Source organism: Brevundimonas sp. DC300-4, assembly GCF_049897365.1.
Classification (GTDB): Bacteria; Pseudomonadota; Alphaproteobacteria; order Caulobacterales; family Caulobacteraceae; genus Brevundimonas.
This window is the reverse complement of the sequence record NZ_JAFCWC010000002.1, coordinates 270752-287311: the sequence shown is the minus strand read 5'-3', so window position 1 is coordinate 287311 and position 16560 is coordinate 270752. Positions and strand designations below refer to the sequence as shown.

The 16560-nt window shown below is 67.8% G+C and carries 12 protein-coding genes; 10 read left to right on the top strand and 2 right to left on the bottom strand.

Going from position 1 to position 16560, the window contains the following annotated elements:
- Positions 1-92: 92 nt before the first annotated feature.
- Positions 93-1928 carry an AMP-binding protein gene (locus ACP7AZ_RS04895; protein WP_426036622.1) on the bottom strand — a complete coding sequence of 612 codons (1836 nt, stop codon included), beginning with the start codon at positions 1926-1928 and terminating at the stop codon, positions 93-95.
- Between the two features lie 128 nt (positions 1929-2056).
- Here ACP7AZ_RS04895 and ACP7AZ_RS04890 point away from each other — a divergent pair, with 128 nt between their 5' ends.
- The gene (locus ACP7AZ_RS04890; RefSeq protein WP_426036620.1) at positions 2057-3013 is read left to right on the top strand and encodes a winged helix-turn-helix transcriptional regulator; all 957 of its coding nucleotides are present in this window, start codon (positions 2057-2059) and stop codon (positions 3011-3013) included.
- Between the two features lie 6 nt (positions 3014-3019).
- Here ACP7AZ_RS04890 and ACP7AZ_RS04885 read toward each other — a convergent pair whose 3' ends face one another.
- A complete protein-coding gene (locus ACP7AZ_RS04885) occupies positions 3020-5233 on the bottom strand; it encodes a TonB-dependent receptor (protein ID WP_426036618.1) in 2214 nt (737 codons plus the stop codon).
- Between the two features lie 116 nt (positions 5234-5349).
- On the opposite strand from ACP7AZ_RS04885, the gene ACP7AZ_RS04880 reads away from it, so the two are divergent.
- From ACP7AZ_RS04880 to ACP7AZ_RS04840, 9 genes are all read left to right on the top strand, one after another.
- Complete coding sequence (locus ACP7AZ_RS04880; RefSeq protein ID WP_426036616.1) at positions 5350-6252, top strand: SDR family NAD(P)-dependent oxidoreductase; 903 nt, start codon at positions 5350-5352, stop codon at positions 6250-6252.
- Positions 6253-6317: 65 nt separating this feature from the next.
- Positions 6318-7784, top strand: coding sequence for a carotenoid oxygenase family protein (locus ACP7AZ_RS04875; protein ID WP_426036614.1), 1467 nt, complete (start codon positions 6318-6320; stop codon positions 7782-7784).
- A 22-nt stretch (positions 7785-7806) separates the two neighbouring features.
- Positions 7807-8955 carry an acetyl-CoA C-acyltransferase gene (locus tag ACP7AZ_RS04870; protein WP_426036612.1) on the top strand — a complete coding sequence of 383 codons (1149 nt, stop codon included), beginning with the start codon at positions 7807-7809 and terminating at the stop codon, positions 8953-8955.
- The gene (locus ACP7AZ_RS04865) at positions 8955-10643 is read left to right on the top strand and encodes an aldehyde dehydrogenase family protein (protein ID WP_426036610.1); all 1689 of its coding nucleotides are present in this window, start codon (positions 8955-8957) and stop codon (positions 10641-10643) included. Before ACP7AZ_RS04870 ends, ACP7AZ_RS04865 begins: the two co-directional genes overlap by 1 nt.
- Positions 10640-11866, top strand: a complete 1227-nt coding sequence (locus ACP7AZ_RS04860) for a thiolase family protein (protein ID WP_426036608.1) — start codon at positions 10640-10642, stop codon at positions 11864-11866. Before ACP7AZ_RS04865 ends, ACP7AZ_RS04860 begins: the two co-directional genes overlap by 4 nt.
- A complete protein-coding gene (locus ACP7AZ_RS04855; RefSeq protein ID WP_426036606.1) occupies positions 11863-13350 on the top strand; it encodes a class I adenylate-forming enzyme family protein in 1488 nt (495 codons plus the stop codon). Before ACP7AZ_RS04860 ends, ACP7AZ_RS04855 begins: the two co-directional genes overlap by 4 nt.
- Entirely contained in the window at positions 13347-15062 is a 1716-nt protein-coding gene (locus ACP7AZ_RS04850; protein ID WP_426036604.1) for a class I adenylate-forming enzyme family protein, read from the top strand. Before ACP7AZ_RS04855 ends, ACP7AZ_RS04850 begins: the two co-directional genes overlap by 4 nt.
- Positions 15059-16012 (top strand): NAD(P)H-dependent flavin oxidoreductase, encoded by a 954-nt coding sequence (locus ACP7AZ_RS04845; protein WP_426036602.1) that lies wholly within the window; start codon positions 15059-15061, stop codon positions 16010-16012. Before ACP7AZ_RS04850 ends, ACP7AZ_RS04845 begins: the two co-directional genes overlap by 4 nt.
- Positions 16009-16470: a PaaI family thioesterase gene (locus ACP7AZ_RS04840; RefSeq protein ID WP_426036600.1), complete on the top strand. Its 462-nt coding sequence runs from the start codon at positions 16009-16011 to the stop codon at positions 16468-16470. Before ACP7AZ_RS04845 ends, ACP7AZ_RS04840 begins: the two co-directional genes overlap by 4 nt.
- The last annotated feature ends 90 nt before the right edge of the window (positions 16471-16560 follow it).

Genomic DNA, 16560 nt, shown 5'->3' with positions numbered 1-16560 from the left:
TGACCTTCACCCGGCGCGCGCAAACCTCGATCCCGAGCACCGAGGTGCAGGTGAAACCTGGGTCCCCGCCTTCGCGGGGATGCACGGAAAATCTAGGGCGCTGGCGAGATGCAGACAGCCGCGTTGGCGAACAGCCGCGCCACATCCTCCGCCCGACGGTTCAGCACCATCCGCCGGTTGATCGAGCCCTTGTCGGAGACCTCGTGCGCCTCGGGGTCCGGCGGATCGGCGAGGAACAGCAGACGACCGATACGGCTGGACTGGCCGGGATTGTCGCGGTTGTGGGCGGCAAGCGCCCCGGCGACGGCCGACACGACGGCGGGGTGTCCGGTGTCCGCCCCGCCGGTCAGGCGACGGAGCCCCTCCGGATCAGCCCAGGCAAGGACGGCGACCTCGGCCTCGCCATCACCGCAGATGACGACCTCGCGCACCACGCCGGCGAGCCGGCCGAGCAGGGAATCCCTAAGGCGACCGGCGATGACGAAGGTGCCGTTCATAAGCTTGAACTGTTCCGCACGGCGGCCGGCGAAATACAGGCCGCCCTCCGGCCGGTCACGGTCGTGGAAATCGGCGAGATCCTCCATGCGCAGGAACCCCTCCTCGTCGAAGGCCGCAGCGGTCTGGTCCGGGTCTGCGAAATAGCCGGGCGTGACGGACGGTGCCTTGACCCGCACCTCATAGACGCCGTCGCAGGGCGCCAGCTTGAACGCCGCACCCGGGACCGGCAGGCCGATGCCGACGCGGGTGTCCTCCCACCAGGTGTAGCTGATCGCCGAACCGGTCTCGGTCGAGCCGTAGCCGGAGACGAAGACGAACCGCCGTCCCGTGGCGCGCACCGCGATCCGTTGCAGCCGGTCATGCAGCGCCTGGGGCAGGCCCGCGCCGCCGAACAACATGGCGCGCAGCTCGGTAAAGAAGCGGCGGGCGAAGTCGCCATCGGCCTCCAACGCATCGGCCAGCATCGCATAGCCGTTCGGCATGGTCCCGTAGTAGCGAAGCGGAAGCTCCTTCAGGTTCCGGATCGTCTCGTCGAACTTGCCGGGCATCGGTCGCCCGTCGTCGATGTAGAGGGCGCCGCCGAGGCAGGTGATATTGGTCATCAGCGACGAGCCGGCGATGTGGCTCCAGGGCAGCCAGTCGAGCGCCTGACGGTCCCAGGCGAAGGCGTCACCCATGGCCTGGAAGCCCGAATGGGTGTTGCCCGTCGCCATGGCCATGGTGTGGATCACCGCCTTGGGCCGTCCGGTCGATCCGGAAGTCAGGAGGTAGCGGGCGGGTTTCGTCGGATCGAGGGCGGCGATGTGAGCGGACAGGTCCGGCGTCGGGAAGCCGACAGCCTCGCTCCAGTCGACGGCGCCCGGAATCCCGGACGCGGCGGTGACAATGATCGCGTCATCGGGTGCGACGGCGGCGATGGCTGCGGCGAAGAGCCCGCCCTGTTCCGCATAGACCAGGCCTGGCCGGATCAGGTCGACGACATGACGCAGCCGCTCGAAGTCGGTCGACAGCAACGAATAGTTGACGCTGACCGAGGTGACCGGGACGCCCGCCACCATTCCGGCGAAGATCAGGACCGCGTGGTTCAGCGAATTTTCCGACAGGACCAGGATCGGCCGGTCGGCGGTCACCCTGCGAACCATGAGCCAGGCGGCGACCGAAGCCACGCGCGCCCAACCCTCGCCGTAGGTCAACCGGGTCCAGTCCCGCTCCGGACCCTCTCGCCTCGCCAGCCACAGCCTGTCCGGCGTCGCATCGGCATGACGCCGGAAGGCAGCGGCCAAATTGGGGTCGTAGGGTTTCAGCGGCGCCCTGCCAGAGACGATGACCACCCCGTCGGGACGACGCTCGATCTCCACCCCCACCTCTCCGAACCGCACCGGGCGACAGGGCGCGGCGGTCAGGTCGATGGCGGAAAGCGTGTCGATCATGGGGCGATCCTAAGCCCGGCAAAGTCACTTGCAAATAAGGATTTATCGACGGGCGACGTGTGGCGCGATCTGATGCTAGGATCGACTCGGCCCAACGCAGATCGGGTTGAAGACAAAGACCAGTCCGCGTGACGCTTCCTTCCACCCGCAACCTGATCATGGGCAATCCCGTGGCCCGCGCCTTCGCCGTTACCGGCGACGCCTGGACCCAGTTGATCCTGCGCGAGGCCTTCTATGGCGCGCGGCGCTTCTCGCACTGGCGCGATCGGCTGGGTATGCCGCGCAGCGTCCTGACCGACCGGCTGAACCGGCTGACGGCGGCGGGCCTGCTGGAACAGCGCGAGGCCAAGGGGTCGGCGACGCGGATGGAATACCGGCTGACCGAGATGGGTCTCGACATGTTCGGGGTCGCCGTCATGCAGGGTCAGTGGGAGCGGAAATGGGCGCGTTCGCCGCTGCAGGAACGCTACGCCATGGCCTTCTTCGACAGGGAGACGGGCGCGCGGGTCACGCCTGCGGTCTTCGACCATGAGGGCGGTCGATCGATCGAACCGCATCACGTCCGCTGGGAGGCACGCGAGGGCCTGGTCCCCATCGCCCCGCCGACCTCGCGGCGGCGTCGTACCCAGCCGATCGAGACCGACCGGGCGATCATCGATCGCTCGACCGACATCATGGGCGATTACTGGAGCTGGGCCGTGCTGGCCGCCGCCTTCTTCCGCCTGCGCCGGTTCGACGAAATCCACGAAGCGCTGGGCGTGGCGACCAACATCCTCGCCGACCGGCTGAAAACCATGGTGTTGCAGGGGGTGCTGGGGAAGCGCCTCTATCAGCAGGCGCCGCCGCGGTTTGAATACCGGCTGACCGAGGCAGGCCGCGACCTCTATCCGATAATCATGGCCATGCACGGCTGGTCGGAGCGATGGCTGTGCCCGGACGGCTCGCCGCTGCGGCTGATCGAAACCGGGACGGGCGATCCGATCTCGGCAGTGGTCTGCGACATCGCGACCGGGCGGAAGATTGACCCGCGCAACATCCGCTGGGAGGTCGAGGCGGCGGCGCCGGTCGAGACCAGCGCCGCCTGAGTCCGATCAGAAGCTGCGGCTGATCGCGATGCCGTAGGAGCGTGGCGGACCGAAGACGCTGAAGCCCACCCCGACGTTCTTGATGATGTGCTGCTGGTATTCCTCGTCGCCCAGGTTTTTGCCGTAGACGGCGATCTTCACCCCGTTCGCGGCCTCCCATGACGCATAGGCGCCGACCAGGCTGTGGGCCGGCGAGCGGACCTCAGGATTGTTCGACGGGTCGAAGAAGAAGTCGTCCGTCCATTGATAGTCGATGCGGGCAGCCAGCTCGCCGCCCCACATGTCCCACTCGCCGTCGGCGTACAGGGTGTACTGGCTCTCGGGCGAACGCGGCAGGGTCAGGCCGTCGTAGCGGAGGATCGAAGCGCCCGAGACAGCGTTCGAGGTGAACTGGGCATCCAGCGAGGTGTAGGAACCGCCGATCGTCAGGTTGTTCGTGACCGCGAAGGCGCTCTCGATCTCATAGCCATTGACCTCGGCCTGGGCGTTGGACGTGACCAGGTTTAGACCCAGCAGTTCATAGACCTGCAGATCGTCGTACTCGAGCTTGAAGGCAGCGGCGTTGAAGCGCAGCCGGCCGTTCATCACAGTCGACTTGAGGCCGAGCTCGTAGTTGTCGAGCAGTTCCGAGCGCAGCGGCGTGCCGGCCTGGACGCCCGTCTGGGCGCCTGACGGGAAGGACCCGGCCTTGTAGCCCCGGTCGTAGGAGGCATAGAGGCGCACGTTGTCGAACGGCTCGACCGCAAGGGCGATCTTCCAGGTCGGCTCCTCGAAGCTGGCCTCAGCGCGGACGTTGTAGGGGGACCCGGTCGGCCCCAGGGGGATGCCGACGGGGGGGTTGAGACCAAGGTCATTGTCCAGGGCGACCTGATGAATCTCGCGCTCGTCATGGGTCCAGCGGGCGCCGAGAGTCAGTTCCCAGATATTGGCGAACGGAATGGTCGCCTGACCGAAGGCGGCGTAGCTCGAGTTCGCGGCCGTCTGGTTGAATGTGGTGTCACCGCCGAACGATGGCGGCGCGATCGGCAGGGCGGCCTGGACGATGAAGCGCTCCGAGCGGTCCACGTCCTCGCTGAAGTAGTAGACACCGGCGACCCAACTGACCGCTGAGTCCGGCTTGGAAACCAGGCGGACCTCCTGGCTGAACTGGCTGGCGTCCTCTGTGGCCCGGTCATCGACCATCAGCGGGAAGTTCGGGAACGGCAGCCCGCCCAGGTTATCGCGCCAGCTGTATTCGTTGTTGCGATAGGAGGTCAGGGAGACGACGTCGAAAGCCTCGGCAGCATACTCGGCCCGCACCGTGGCGCCCCAGTTGTCGCGGTCCTGATAGTTGTCGGGCGAGGAATAGCTCTGGCGAACATCCAGCCCGGTGCGAAGGCCGTTAATGAGGGCGACAAAGGCCGGAGCCGTGCTCGACGTCGTGACCGGAATACGGGCGTGACCGTCCATCCGGTCGCGAGAAACATCGACCGATCCGGTGAGGGTCCAGGGACCGGCCTCGGTCATCAGCGAGACTCGCGCGCCGAACTGGTTGCCGCCCTCCAGCCCTCGCTCTGAGGGTACGTTCTCGGCATAGCCGTCGTTGGAGTTGACGCGGACGGCCAGGCGGGCGGCCGAAGCCTCGCCCATCATGCGGTTGATCACTGCCTCGCCGCCCCATTCGTTGAAGCTGCCATAGCGCAGCAGCGCCATCGTCGTGTCTTCAAGCTGGGGCTTGCGGGTATAGACGTTCAGCGCGCCGCCCGAGGCGTTGCGGCCGTAGAGGGTGCCCTGGGGCCCGCGCAGGATCTCGACCCGCTCGATGTCGAGGAAGGCCAGGGAACTGGCTCCAGCTCGACCGATGGACACCTCGTCAATGGAGACCCCGATGGAGGGGTCGCTGGCGGCCGAGTCGCTCGTGGTGCCGACACCGCGGATGTAGAGCTGGGGCTCGCCGATATTGAACTGGGTCAGGGTCACGCCCGGCGCCTTGGACGCCACATCCTGGATGCCCTGTGCCGCCGTACGCTCCAACGTCTCGGCGTCGAAGGCGGTGATGGCGATCGGCACGTCCTGCAGCGACTGTGCGCGACGCTGGGCGGTGACGATGATGTCGTCCAGCGAGGCGGCCTCGTCCTGCGGTGCGGGCGTTCCAGTGCTTTGGGCGAAGGTCGGCGTAGCCAGGCCGGCGGCCAGAATCAGCACGGCGGCGGACGCGGTCTTCTCGATGATGGTCTTCATGTTGGCGGTCCCGTTCCCATGATTGGCCCCCTGTTGCCGGAAGCTCTACCGAGAGGCTTGCGCCAACAGACCAGATTTGCAAGTCCTTTTACGCAAGTGTTGAGCGAGGAGAGTTCATGGCCGACCGATCGCTGGAGAACCGTGTTGTCATCGTCACGGGCGCAGGGCGCGGCCTGGGTCTGGCCTATGCGCTGGATCTGGCGGCGCGGGGCGCGAGTGTGGTGGTCAACACCCGACCCAGGGCTCAAGGCCAACCGGCCTCAGCGGATGCGGTGGCCGCCCGAATCCGCGCGGAGGGCGGCAAGGCTGTGGCCTGCGCCCTGGCCGTCGAGCAGGACGGAGCCGGAGACCGGCTCCTTGCGGCGGCGCTGGACGGGTTCGGTCGCATCGACGGGCTGATCAACAACGCCGGGGTGCCCGAGGCGATGAGCCTGCACAAACAGAGCGTCGAACAGGTGCGGGGCGTCTTCGACATCAACTTTTTTGGAACCCTGACGGCGACCCTGCCGATCTATCGGCACATGCGCGAACAAGGGGCGGGCCGAATCGTGATGACCACCTCGGCGGCCGGGCTGCACGGGGTGCACGGCATGGCGGCCTATTCGGCGTCGAAGGCAGCAGTGATCGGCCTGATGCGGGTCATCGCCCTGGAGGGCGCGTCCAAAGGCGTCCACGCCAATGCCGTCGCGCCCTACGCCCTGACCGCCATGACCGAGAAATACGTCAATGACGCCACCGCCGCAGCCATGCCCGCCGAACTGGTCGCGCCCGTGGTCAGCTGGCTGGTCAGCGCAGGTTGTCAATTGAACGGCGAGACCCTGGTCGCCGGGGCCGGCAAGGTACGGCCCGCACATCGGATCGAGGGGCCGGGACTGGATTTCGGGCGGGATCCGGACATGCCGCTGGAACGGTTCAACGCGGGCCGCGAGGCGATGATGTCTGTCGAGAGCTGGACGCGTCCCTCTGACGGCAACACCGCTTTCGAGGAGTTCCTGGCCGCCACGCCTCCCGGGGCGTGAGACCTGACTTGCGTTAAGATACCGCCGCGCGTAACTTGCCTTTCTGGATGGATGGAGCTTGAGCCATGGCCGACGACGCCGCCGTAGCCCGCAGGATCTCGACCGGCGAATTGACCGGCCTTAACACCCTGAATCCCTATCTGCAGGGCCTGTACGAGCCCGTCGCGGCCGAGACGACGGCGCTGGAACTGCCGGTCATCGGCGAGATCCCGAAGGATCTGCACGGGTCCTTCGTCCGCAATGGCCCGAATCCACATGAGGCGGCCGAGGGGATGCACCACTGGTTCGACGGCGACGGCATGATCCACGCCGTCTATTTCGAGAACGGCAAGGCGGAGTACCGCAACCGCTATATCGGCACCGACGACTATCGCGCCGAGAAGGCTGGCAAGGCGATCGGCGCCGGCGGTGTCCTGATGCCGTCGTCGAAGTCGCGGCCGGATTCGACGCGGGGCGAGCTTGTCTACAAGGACACGGCCAACACCGACCTGGTCTTCCACAACGGCTCGCTGATGGCCCTGTGGTACATCTCCGGAAAGCCGGTGCGGGTCGATGCGCGCACCCTTGAGACGCTCGGCAACGAGACCTTCGGCGGCGGCCTGTCACGCCACGTCTCGGCCCATGGAAAGGTCGATCCGAGGACCGGTGAGTTCTGCTTCTTCGACTATTCCCTGACAGAGCCTTGGATGACCTGGGGCGTCGTGTCGAAGGACAATGTCCTGACCAACTTCCAGCGCGTCGACCTGCCCGGTCCGCGCCTGCCGCATGACATGGGGCTGACCGAGAACTACGTCATCCTGCACGACCTGCCGGTGGTCTTCACCGAGGGCGGGCTGCGCAACCACATGTGGCAGATCAAGGTCGCCGATCAGCCGGCCCGGTTCGGCGTCGCGCCCAAGAACGGCAGGGGCGACCAGATCAAATGGTTCGAGACCGACACCTGCTACATCTATCACGTCGTCAATGCCTGGGAAGACGGCGACGAGGTCGTCATGACCGCCTGTATGATGCAGCCGAACGGCTTCCCGCCGAACCCGGCCTATGGCCCCTACGCCTCGATGGTCAACGTTCTGGCGCTGAACGCCGTGCCGGTCGAGTGGCGGATGAACATGGTCACGGGCGAGGTGAAGAAACGCCAGCTCGACGACCGCATCGGCGAGTTCCCGGTGATCAACCTCGACCACACCGGCGCCAAGACGCAATGGTCCTACCATGTGTCGATGGCGCCCGAGGAACTGCAGCGGTTCGATGGTCTGCTGAAATACGATCTCGGCACCGGTCAGGCGCAGGAATACAAGTTCGGCGGCGGCATCGGCGGGTCCGAGCCCGTGTTCGCACCCCGCGTCGGATCGACCTCCGAAGACGAAGGCTATGTTGTGGTCTTCGCCACGGCGCCGGACGGAACCTCCGAGGTTCAGGTCCTGAACGCCCAGGACTTCGACAAGGGCCCGATCGCACGGATCCCCCTGCCCGTCCGCGTTCCAGCCGGATTCCACGGAACCTGGGCGCCCGGCGACCAGATCGCGTCCTGATCCGAACCTCGGGGAGTAGCTTGTGACCGCATACATTCTGGACGCCGTGCGCACGCCGCGCGCCAAGGCCCGCCCCGACGGAGGCCTGGCCTCGATGAAGCCGCATGAGCTGATCGGCGGTTTGATCGACGCCCTCGACGCCCGCAACGGCGGCGCGGCGCGGAAGGTCGACGCCCTGATTCTGGGAGCCGTCGGCCAGGTCGGGGCGCAGGGCGCGAACGTCGCCCTGGTGTCCAAGATGTACGCCGGCCTGCCGGACGAGGCCTATGCCTATTCGATCAACAACTACTGCGTCTCGGGTCTGACCGCGATCGGGCAGGCCGCGCAGATGGTCGAGGCGGGCGGGGCGAAAACCGCTCTGGCCGGCGGGGTCGAGATGATGTCGCGCGTGCCTTTCATGGGTGACAAGGCCGACTACTACGAGGACGCCAGCTTCCCGCCGCGCACCCGCTACATCCCCGTCGTCATCGCCGCAGACCGGTTGGCAGAGGACCTCGGCGTCAGCCGCGAGGAGATGGACGCCGCGGCCCTCACCTCGCAGCAAAGGACGGCCGCCGCCGAGGGCACGCCGCTGGTCAAATCCCGAATCCCGCTCAACGGCCTCGACAAGGAGGAACCGGCCCGGGGCTCGACCACCGCCGAGAGCCTGGCCGCCATGCCCGCCGCCTTCGGCGCGCTGGGCGAACAGTATGCCGAGGCTCTGGAAGGCAGGGTCATCGACCACCGACACACCGTCGCCCACGCCCCGCCGATGTGCGACGGCGCCGGCCTCGCCATCGTCACCGGCGAGGCGGCCGGGGCGCGCGCGAAGATCGTCGCCTATGCCGAGGCGGGCGGCGACCCGGCCGCGTCCCTGACCGCCGGGTTCACGGCCATGGACCGGGCGCTGGCCAGGGCGAACCTGAGCCTCGACGACATGGACCGGATCGAGTTCATGGAGGCCTTCGCCGTCACCATCGTCAAGTTCATGCGCGAGCGAAAGGTCGACCCCGACAAGGTCAATGTCGGCGGCGGCCACATGGCCAAGGGCCACCCGATGGGGGCGACCGGCGCCATCCTGCTGTCGTCGCTGCTGGATGCGCTCGACGCCTGCGAAGGACGCTACGGCATCGTCGTGGCGCACGGAGCTCAGGGCGTCGGCTCGGCGATGATTGTCGAGCGACTGGGCTGATGGACGGGTCCGCGACCAGCCTGGACGACCGCCGCAGTGCGCTGATCGCGCGCCATGCCCCGACGCTGGCGTGCGCCATCGACGCGGTCGAGACCCGCAAGAGCTGGAGCCCCTACAGCGACAGTCCGTCCACGAAGATCCACGGCCCCGACAAGCCGGGCGCCGGCAAGGCGGCGTTCGAGGCGCGTCTGGGCACGGCCTTCGACCTGGGCCAGCCCGGCGGCGTCGGCGAGGTCGGCGAGGAGGTCTCGCCCTTTACCCAGAAGCCGCTCGGCATCCGCTATCCGCAGAGCGATCCGGAGGCCCTGGTCGCTTCGGCCGTCAGCGCCATGGGCGACTGGCGCGAGGCCGATTTCGAACTGCGCATCGCCCTGTGCCTGGAGATCGCAGCCCGTCTCTACGACCGAAATTTCGAGATGGCCCACGCGGTCATGCATGTCGCCGGCCAGAGCTATACCCAGGCGTTCAGCGGCTCCGGCCCCAATGCGCTGGACCGGGGCGTCGAGGCGCTCGCCTATGCTGCCAAGGCGATGCGCGATGTGGCGCCGTCGGCGACCTGGCGCCGCACCTTCGCCGGTGAACAGGTCACCCTGGAGAAGACCTATGTGCTGGTCCCGCGCGGCGTGGGGCTGGTGATCTGCTGCGCCTCCTTCCCGACGTGGAACGCCTATCCGGCGATGTTCGCCAGCCTGGCCACCGGCAATCCGGTCATCGTCAAGCCGCACCCCATCGCCATCCTGCCCATGGCCATCGTGGTCGAGACCAGCCGCGCGGTCCTGGCCGAGTTCGGCTTCGACCCCAACCTGGTGACGCTCGCCGCCGATACCCTCACAGAGCCGGTCGCGCAGACGCTGGTCGACGACCCGCGCGTGCAGATCATCGATTTCACCGGCAGCCCCCGCTACGGCGGCTATCTGGAACGCACCGTCGTCGGCAAGCAGCTGTTCACCGAGACGGCCGGGGTCAACACGGTGGTCATCGAGAGTGTCGCCGATCTCAACGCCGTCGCGCGCGCCGTCGCCCGTTCGTCCAGCCTGTTCTCGGCCCAGATGTGCACCAGCCCGCAGGTGATCTACATCGCGCCCGATCTGTTCGAGCCCATGTCCGCCGCCATCGTCGAAGAGATCGACGCCATCGCCTCCGACCCCGCGCAGGCGGCCGGCATCATGGGCGCGATCCAGGGCGAGGTGTCCCTGACGGTCGTGGCCGAGGCGCGCGCCGCCGTCACGGACCTGGCCGGGGTGCGGACGCTCCGCGAACCCGCACCCTACGCCCATCCGCAGTTCCCGGCCGCCCGCACCCTGACCCCGCTGGTCATCGCCGTGGAGGACGGCCAACACGGCGATCTGTATGCGGAGGAACGGTTCGGTCCGGTCCTGTTCCTGGTAAGGAAGGACGCCGGCGAGGCGGTCATGGAGGCGACCTGGCTGGCGAAGACGAAGGGGTCGATCTCGTCCTACCTCTATTCGACCGACGAGGATTTCATCGACAGCGCCACGCCCGCCTACGAGGCCGCCGGAGCGAACCTGTCGATCAACCTGACCGGCGCGATGTGGATCAACTTCGCCGCCGCCTACAGCGACTATCACGTCACGGGGCTGAACCCGGCGGGCAACGCCTGCCTCGCGGACCTCGCCTTCGTCGCTTCGCGTTTCCGCATAGTCCAACGAAGACGGCCCGGGGCGTGAGCGGCGACGTCTTCATCGCCGGGATTTCGATGACCCGCTTCGGCAAGCGGCCGGACGACAGCGTCAAGTCGCTGACCGCCGAGGCCGTGAAGGCGGCCCTTGCCGACGCGGGCGCCGCCGTCAGCGACATCGAGGCGGCCTGGTTCTCCAACACGCGCCAGCCGATGCTGGAGGGCCAGAACACGGTACGGGGCCAGATCGCCCTGCGGCCGCTGGGCCTGACCGGTATTCCGGTCGTGAACGTCGAGAACGCCTGCGCCTCCGGCTCTACGGCGCTCCTCTCGGCAATCCACTGGATCAAGGCCGGCGCGGGCGATATCGCCCTGATCGTCGGGGTCGAGAAGATGGTCTGGCCGGACCGCCCCGAGCGCGTCGCTGCGGCCTTCGCCGGCGGCACGGACATCCACGACCGCGAGGGGGTCGTCGCCTATATCCGGTCGATGGGCGGCGAGGACCCCGGGCCCGATCGCAGCCTGTTCATGGACCTCTATGCCGCCCAGGCCCGCGCCCATATGGCTCGCCACGGCACGACCCAGGAAGACTTCGCCCGTATCGCGTCCAAGAACCACACCGTCGGCGCCCTGAACGAGCGCGCCCAGTACCGCACGCCCATGACGGTCGACCAGGTCCTGGCCGACAAGCCCGTGGTCTTCCCCTTCACCCGCGCCATGTGCGCCCCTGTCAGCGACGGTGCGGCGGCGGCGGTGGTCTGTTCGGCGGCCGGTCTGGCGCGCCTGTGCGGGCCGGGCCGGGCTGTCCGCGTGCGCGCCTGCGTCCTCGTCAGCGCCAGCGACCGGGCGGCAAACGACCTCGAGAATCATATCGGCCGCCGCGCGGCGGCGAAGGCCTACGAACAGGCCGGCATCGGGCCGGTCGCCGTCGATCTCGTTGAGGTCCATGACGCCACCTCCTATGCCGAGGTGCAGCAAATCGAGAACCTGGGTCTGGCCGAACCGGGCACCGTCGGCGCCCGCCTTCGCGCAGGCGACTTCGCCCTGGGCGGCCGGACGCCGGTCAATCCGTCGGGCGGTCTCGTGTCCAAGGGGCATCCGGTCGGGGCGACCGGGATCGCCCAGCTGTTCGAGTTGGCCACCCAGTTGCGCGGCGAGGCCGGGGCGCGGCAGGTCGAGGGGGCGCGCATCGCTGCGGCCGAGAACGGCGGCGGCTTCCTCGGCGTCGAGGAAGCCGCGACCGTCGTGACCATTCTGGAGCGGGCGGCATGATCCACCCGATCCGCGCCCTCTATGACAACCGGGCCGCCAAGGCCGATCGTCCCGCCCTGTTCGATGGCGATGTGACCCTGACCCACAGCGAATTGATCTCACAGGTCGAGGCGGCGGCCGGCGATCTGGCGGCGCGCGGCGTCGGACCGGGCCACCGTGTCGGACTGTGCGCGCGGAACAGCTGGCGCCACGTCGTGGCCTCTCTGGCCATCCTCCGGGCCGGCGCGGTGTGGACGCCGCTCAATCCCCGCAACGGCGCCCGTTTGAACAGCGACTTCCAGGCGCGCGCGAATCTCGCCCTGACCCTGATCGACGCCGCATCGAGCGAGTCCGCCGGCGCCTCAGCCAACCCCCTGTCGCTGGAGACCTGGCTGGATGGCCTGGGCGCGGCGACGCCGCCTCCGATCACGGATGATCCCGACGCGCCGTTCGCCCTGAAGTTCACCGGCGGCTCCACCGGCGTGCCCAAGGGCGTTGTCCAGAGCCAGGCCAGCGGCGCGGCGGCGTTGCGCTCGCTGTCCGACTTCTACGGTTTCACTGCCGGCGACATGAACCTGGCCGTCGCGCCCCTGACCCACGGGTCATCGCACTACGTCCTGCCGGTGCTGGCGGCGGGCGGAGCGCACATCCTGCTGGCCGAACCCGACCGCGCGGCGATACTGACCGAACTCAAGACGAGGGTGACCACCGTCTTCATGCCGCCGACCCTGATCGCCTTGCTGATGGGCGAGGCCGAGTTCCAGCCCGACGACTTCCCCCGCCTGCGCCACCTGACCTATTCCGCCGCGCCCATGTCGCCGGACCGGATCGCCCAGGCTATCGCCCGTTTCGGCCCCGTCGTCTCCACCCTGTACGGCCAGACCGAGGCGCCCATGACTATCGCCGGACTGTCGCCCGCGGAGATGGCCGATCCCGATAAGAGGGCCAGCGTCGGACGGCCATTCGCGGACACGCCCGTCCGCTTGCTGACGGCCAACGGAGATCTGATCGAGCGGGGCGAGGGCGAGATCGTGGTCGGCGGCGACCTGACCCGGACCCACTATCTGGACGCGCCCGAGTTGACGGCGGCTTTGCGCCTTGAGGGCTGGCTGAAGACAGGAGACATCGGCCGGATCGACGACAACGGTCTGCTGAATCTCATCGGCCGGTCCAAGGACCTGATCATTACCGGCGGCTACAATGTCTATCCGGGCGAGGTCGAGGCGGCGCTGAACCTGCATCCGATGGTGCGCGAGGCGTGCGCCTTTTCCGAGCCCGACGACGTCTGGGGCGAGCGTCTGGAGGCGGCGGTCTCTGTAGCCCCCGATGCGGACGCCGCCGCCATCACCGCCTTCGTCCGGGACCGGATGGGCCCGGTGCGCACGCCCAAGCGGCTGCACCTGCTGGACGCCCTGCCCCGCAATCCGGTCGGCAAGGTGGTGCGAGACGACGTCCGCGCCCTGTGCCGCCGAAGCCAATCCAAGACGCTGGAGACCGTCCCATGATCGTGATCCCGAAGGACCGCATCAAGGAGATGAAGTCGAAGGGCTGGTGGGGCGACCAGACCCTGGACGACCTGTTCCAGAAACATGTCGCCGCCCATCCTGACATCGAGGCTCTGGTCGATCCGTTGAACGCAGCCGATGTCGTCGGCGGCCAGCCCGACCGCCTGACCTGGCGCGAAACCGCCCATGCCGTCGATCGGCTGGCGGCCGTCCTGGTCGCGCATGGGATCACCAAGGACAAGGTCGTGGTCATCCAGCTGCCCAATATCGCCGAACTCAGCATCGCCTATCTGGCCTGTCTGCGTCTCGGCGTGATCGCCAGCCCGGCCCCGGTCCAGTACCGCGAGAGCGAGCTGGCCTACATCATCGACCGGACCGATGCCGTCGCCGCGATCACCGCCGACCGGATCGGGAAGCAGCAGCACGGCCAGATGATCGTCGCGCTCAAGGCCCGCTGCCCGACGCTGAAGACCGTTTTCGTCCTGGGCGAGACCTGTCCGGCCGGCGCGCTCGATCTCGAACCCCTGATGGACGGGGTCACCGGCAAACAGCACCGCGCGGCGCAGAAGGCGGCCAGGGACGCCCGCATCACCGCCGATGACATTGTCACCATCTGCTGGACGTCCGGCACCGAGGCCCAGCCGAAGGGCGTGCCCCGCAGCCATAACGAATGGATCATCATGGGCGCCGGCGTCATCGACGCAGCGGACCTGGAGCCGGGGGCGAGGCTTCTGAACCCGTTCCCCATGGTCAATATGGCCGGCATCTCGACGGCCTTCGTCGGCTGGCTTCTGCTGGGCGGCGTGCTGATCCAGCACCAGCCGTTCGACCTGCAGATCCTGCTGCGCCAGATCCGCGAGGAGAGGATCGACTACACCGTCGCCCCGCCCGCCGTGCTGAACCTGCTGCTGCAGAACGAGGCGCTGCTGGAGGGCATCGATTTCAAACGATTGAAGTCCATCGGCTCGGGCTCTGCGCCCCTGTCGGAATGGATGGTGCGGACCTTCCACGAGAAGCACGGCGTGCAGATCGTCAACTATTTCGGCTCCAACGAAGGGGCCTCCTTCCCCAGCGCTCTGAAGGACATTCCGGACCCGGCCGAGCGCGCCACCCTGTTTCCGCGCCTGGGCGACGGGTTCAAATGGAACTGCCTGCTCCATGACCGGATCTTCACCCGGCTGGTCGATCCGGAGACGGAGCGGGAGATCACTCAATCGGGCCAGCCCGGCGAGCTGCGGGTCAAGGGCGCGACCATCTTCTCGGGCTACTGGCGCGCTCCGGAGATCAATGCCCGGGCTTTCGACAAGGATGGCTGGTTCCGCACCGGCGACCTGTTCGAACTGGCCGGCGACCGGCTGCAGTATCTGAAGTTCGTCGGCCGGCTGAAGGACATCGTCATCCGGGGCGGGATGAACATCTCTTCCGAGGAGATCGAGAACCATCTCGTCGCCCATCCGGCGATCGCCGAGGCCGCCGTGGTCGGTTCGCCCGACGCGAACCTGGGCGAGCGTCTGGCGGCCTTCGTCGTCTATCGGCCAGGCCAGACGGCGACGATGGAAGAGATCAATCGCTTCCTCACCGTCGAGCGTCAGGTCGCCGTCTACAAGCAGATCGAGCGGCTGGAAACGCTGGACGCCCTGCCCCGCAATCCGGTGGGCAAGGTGCTGAAACGCGACCTGCGCGCTGCCTTCAACCAGACCGAGACCGTATGACCCCCCCCTTCGACACGCTTCGCCTCCCCGTCTTCGCCGCGCCCATGTTCCTGGTCTCTGGACCAGAGATGGTCATCGCCGCCTGCAAGGCCGGGATCGGCGGGGCCTTCCCGACCACCAATTGCCGCACGGTCGAGGACCTTGATGGCTGGATGGCCCGGATCACCGGAGCCCTGAAGCCCGGCGACGCGCCCTGGATCGCCAACCTGATCACACATTCGACGAATGCGCGTCTGGCCGAGGATCTGCGCCTGGTGGCTCAGTACAAGCCGCCAGTCGTGATCACCGCCCTGGGGTCGCCGAAGCCGGTGATGGAGACGGTCAAGGCCTACGGCGGGCTGGTGTTCGCCGACGTCATCTCCATGACCTTGGCGAAGAAGGCTGCAGCTGCCGGGGTCGACGGTCTGACCTGTGTGAGCGCGGGCGCGGGCGGACACACCGGGCACCTGTCGCCCTTCGCCTTCATCTCGGCGGTGCGTGAGTTCTTTGACGGCTATATCGCGGTCGGCGGCGGCGTGGGCGACGGGGCCGGGATCGCAGGAGCGGTCGCGGCCGGGGCGGACTTCGTCTACATGGGCACCCGCTTCCTTGCGACGACCGAGAGCATGGCCCAGCCGGCCTACAAACAGATGGTCATCGACTCCGGGCCGGACGATCTGGTGGTGTCGGACTCGGTCACCGGCACTGCCGCCTCTTGGCTTAAGCCATCGCTGGCGGCCGCCGGTCACGACCCTGACAATCTGGGCGGCCCGGCCGAGCGCAACTATGCATCCGGCGGCGACAACAAGCGCTGGCGCGACATCTGGGCCGCCGGCCAGGGCGTCAAGTCGGTCAAGGCCGTGGAGCCGGTCGCCGACGTCGTCAGCCAGCTTGAGCGAGAGTACATCGCCGCAATCGAGCGCTTCGAACGCAAGACATCCAAGCGTCCGGCCCTGCGCGGGGCGGCGTGAGCGAACCTGTCCGGTTCCTGCTGGATCCGACCCTCGACGGACTGGACCTGCTGCGGCGCTGGATGGCGGCGGGCGACGGGGTCGGCGGCTTCCTGAAGCGACTGGGCGCGCATCCGGTAGAGGCGCGCGAAGGCTTCGTGCGGGTGGCGCTCGACATCGACCCGGGTCACGCCAACTTCATCGGCCTGGTCCATGGCGGAGTGACGGCGGCCCTGATCGACATGGCCGGCGGGGCGGCGGTGATGAGCATTCTGAAGCCCGGCCAGACCCTGGTGACGAGCGATCTGACAATGCGGTTCCTGAACGCCGCGCCCAGCGAGACAGCGCGGCTGGAGGCGACGGGGACGGTCATCTATCGGGACGACCGCAAGGCCGTGGTCGCGGCAGAGGTACGTTCTGATAAGGGCTTGGTGGTGGCTCAGGGGACCGTCGGCGTCGCGATCCGGGCGGTGCGCTAACATCCGTGCATCCCCGCGAAGGCGTGGACCCAGGTTTTAGCCAAGAGCACGGTGCGTGGTATCCGGGTCAACGCGCACGCGATGAGTCCC

Bases quoted from the DNA above. Each gene is read 5' to 3' on its own strand.
- ACP7AZ_RS04885 (WP_426036618.1), bottom strand. From the start codon at position 5,233: ATGAAGACCATCATCGAGAAGACCGCGTCCGCCGCCGTGCTGATTCTG.
- ACP7AZ_RS04845 (WP_426036602.1), top strand. From the start codon at position 15,059: ATGACCCCCCCCTTCGACACGCTTCGCCTCCCCGTCTTCGCCGCGCCC.
- ACP7AZ_RS04875 (WP_426036614.1), top strand. From the start codon at position 6,318: ATGGCCGACGACGCCGCCGTAGCCCGCAGGATCTCGACCGGCGAATTG.
- ACP7AZ_RS04865 (WP_426036610.1), top strand. From the start codon at position 8,955: ATGGACGGGTCCGCGACCAGCCTGGACGACCGCCGCAGTGCGCTGATC.
- ACP7AZ_RS04850 (WP_426036604.1), top strand. From the start codon at position 13,347: ATGATCGTGATCCCGAAGGACCGCATCAAGGAGATGAAGTCGAAGGGC.
- ACP7AZ_RS04855 (WP_426036606.1), top strand. From the start codon at position 11,863: ATGATCCACCCGATCCGCGCCCTCTATGACAACCGGGCCGCCAAGGCC.
- ACP7AZ_RS04895 (WP_426036622.1), bottom strand. From the start codon at position 1,928: ATGATCGACACGCTTTCCGCCATCGACCTGACCGCCGCGCCCTGTCGC.
- ACP7AZ_RS04880 (WP_426036616.1), top strand. From the start codon at position 5,350: ATGGCCGACCGATCGCTGGAGAACCGTGTTGTCATCGTCACGGGCGCA.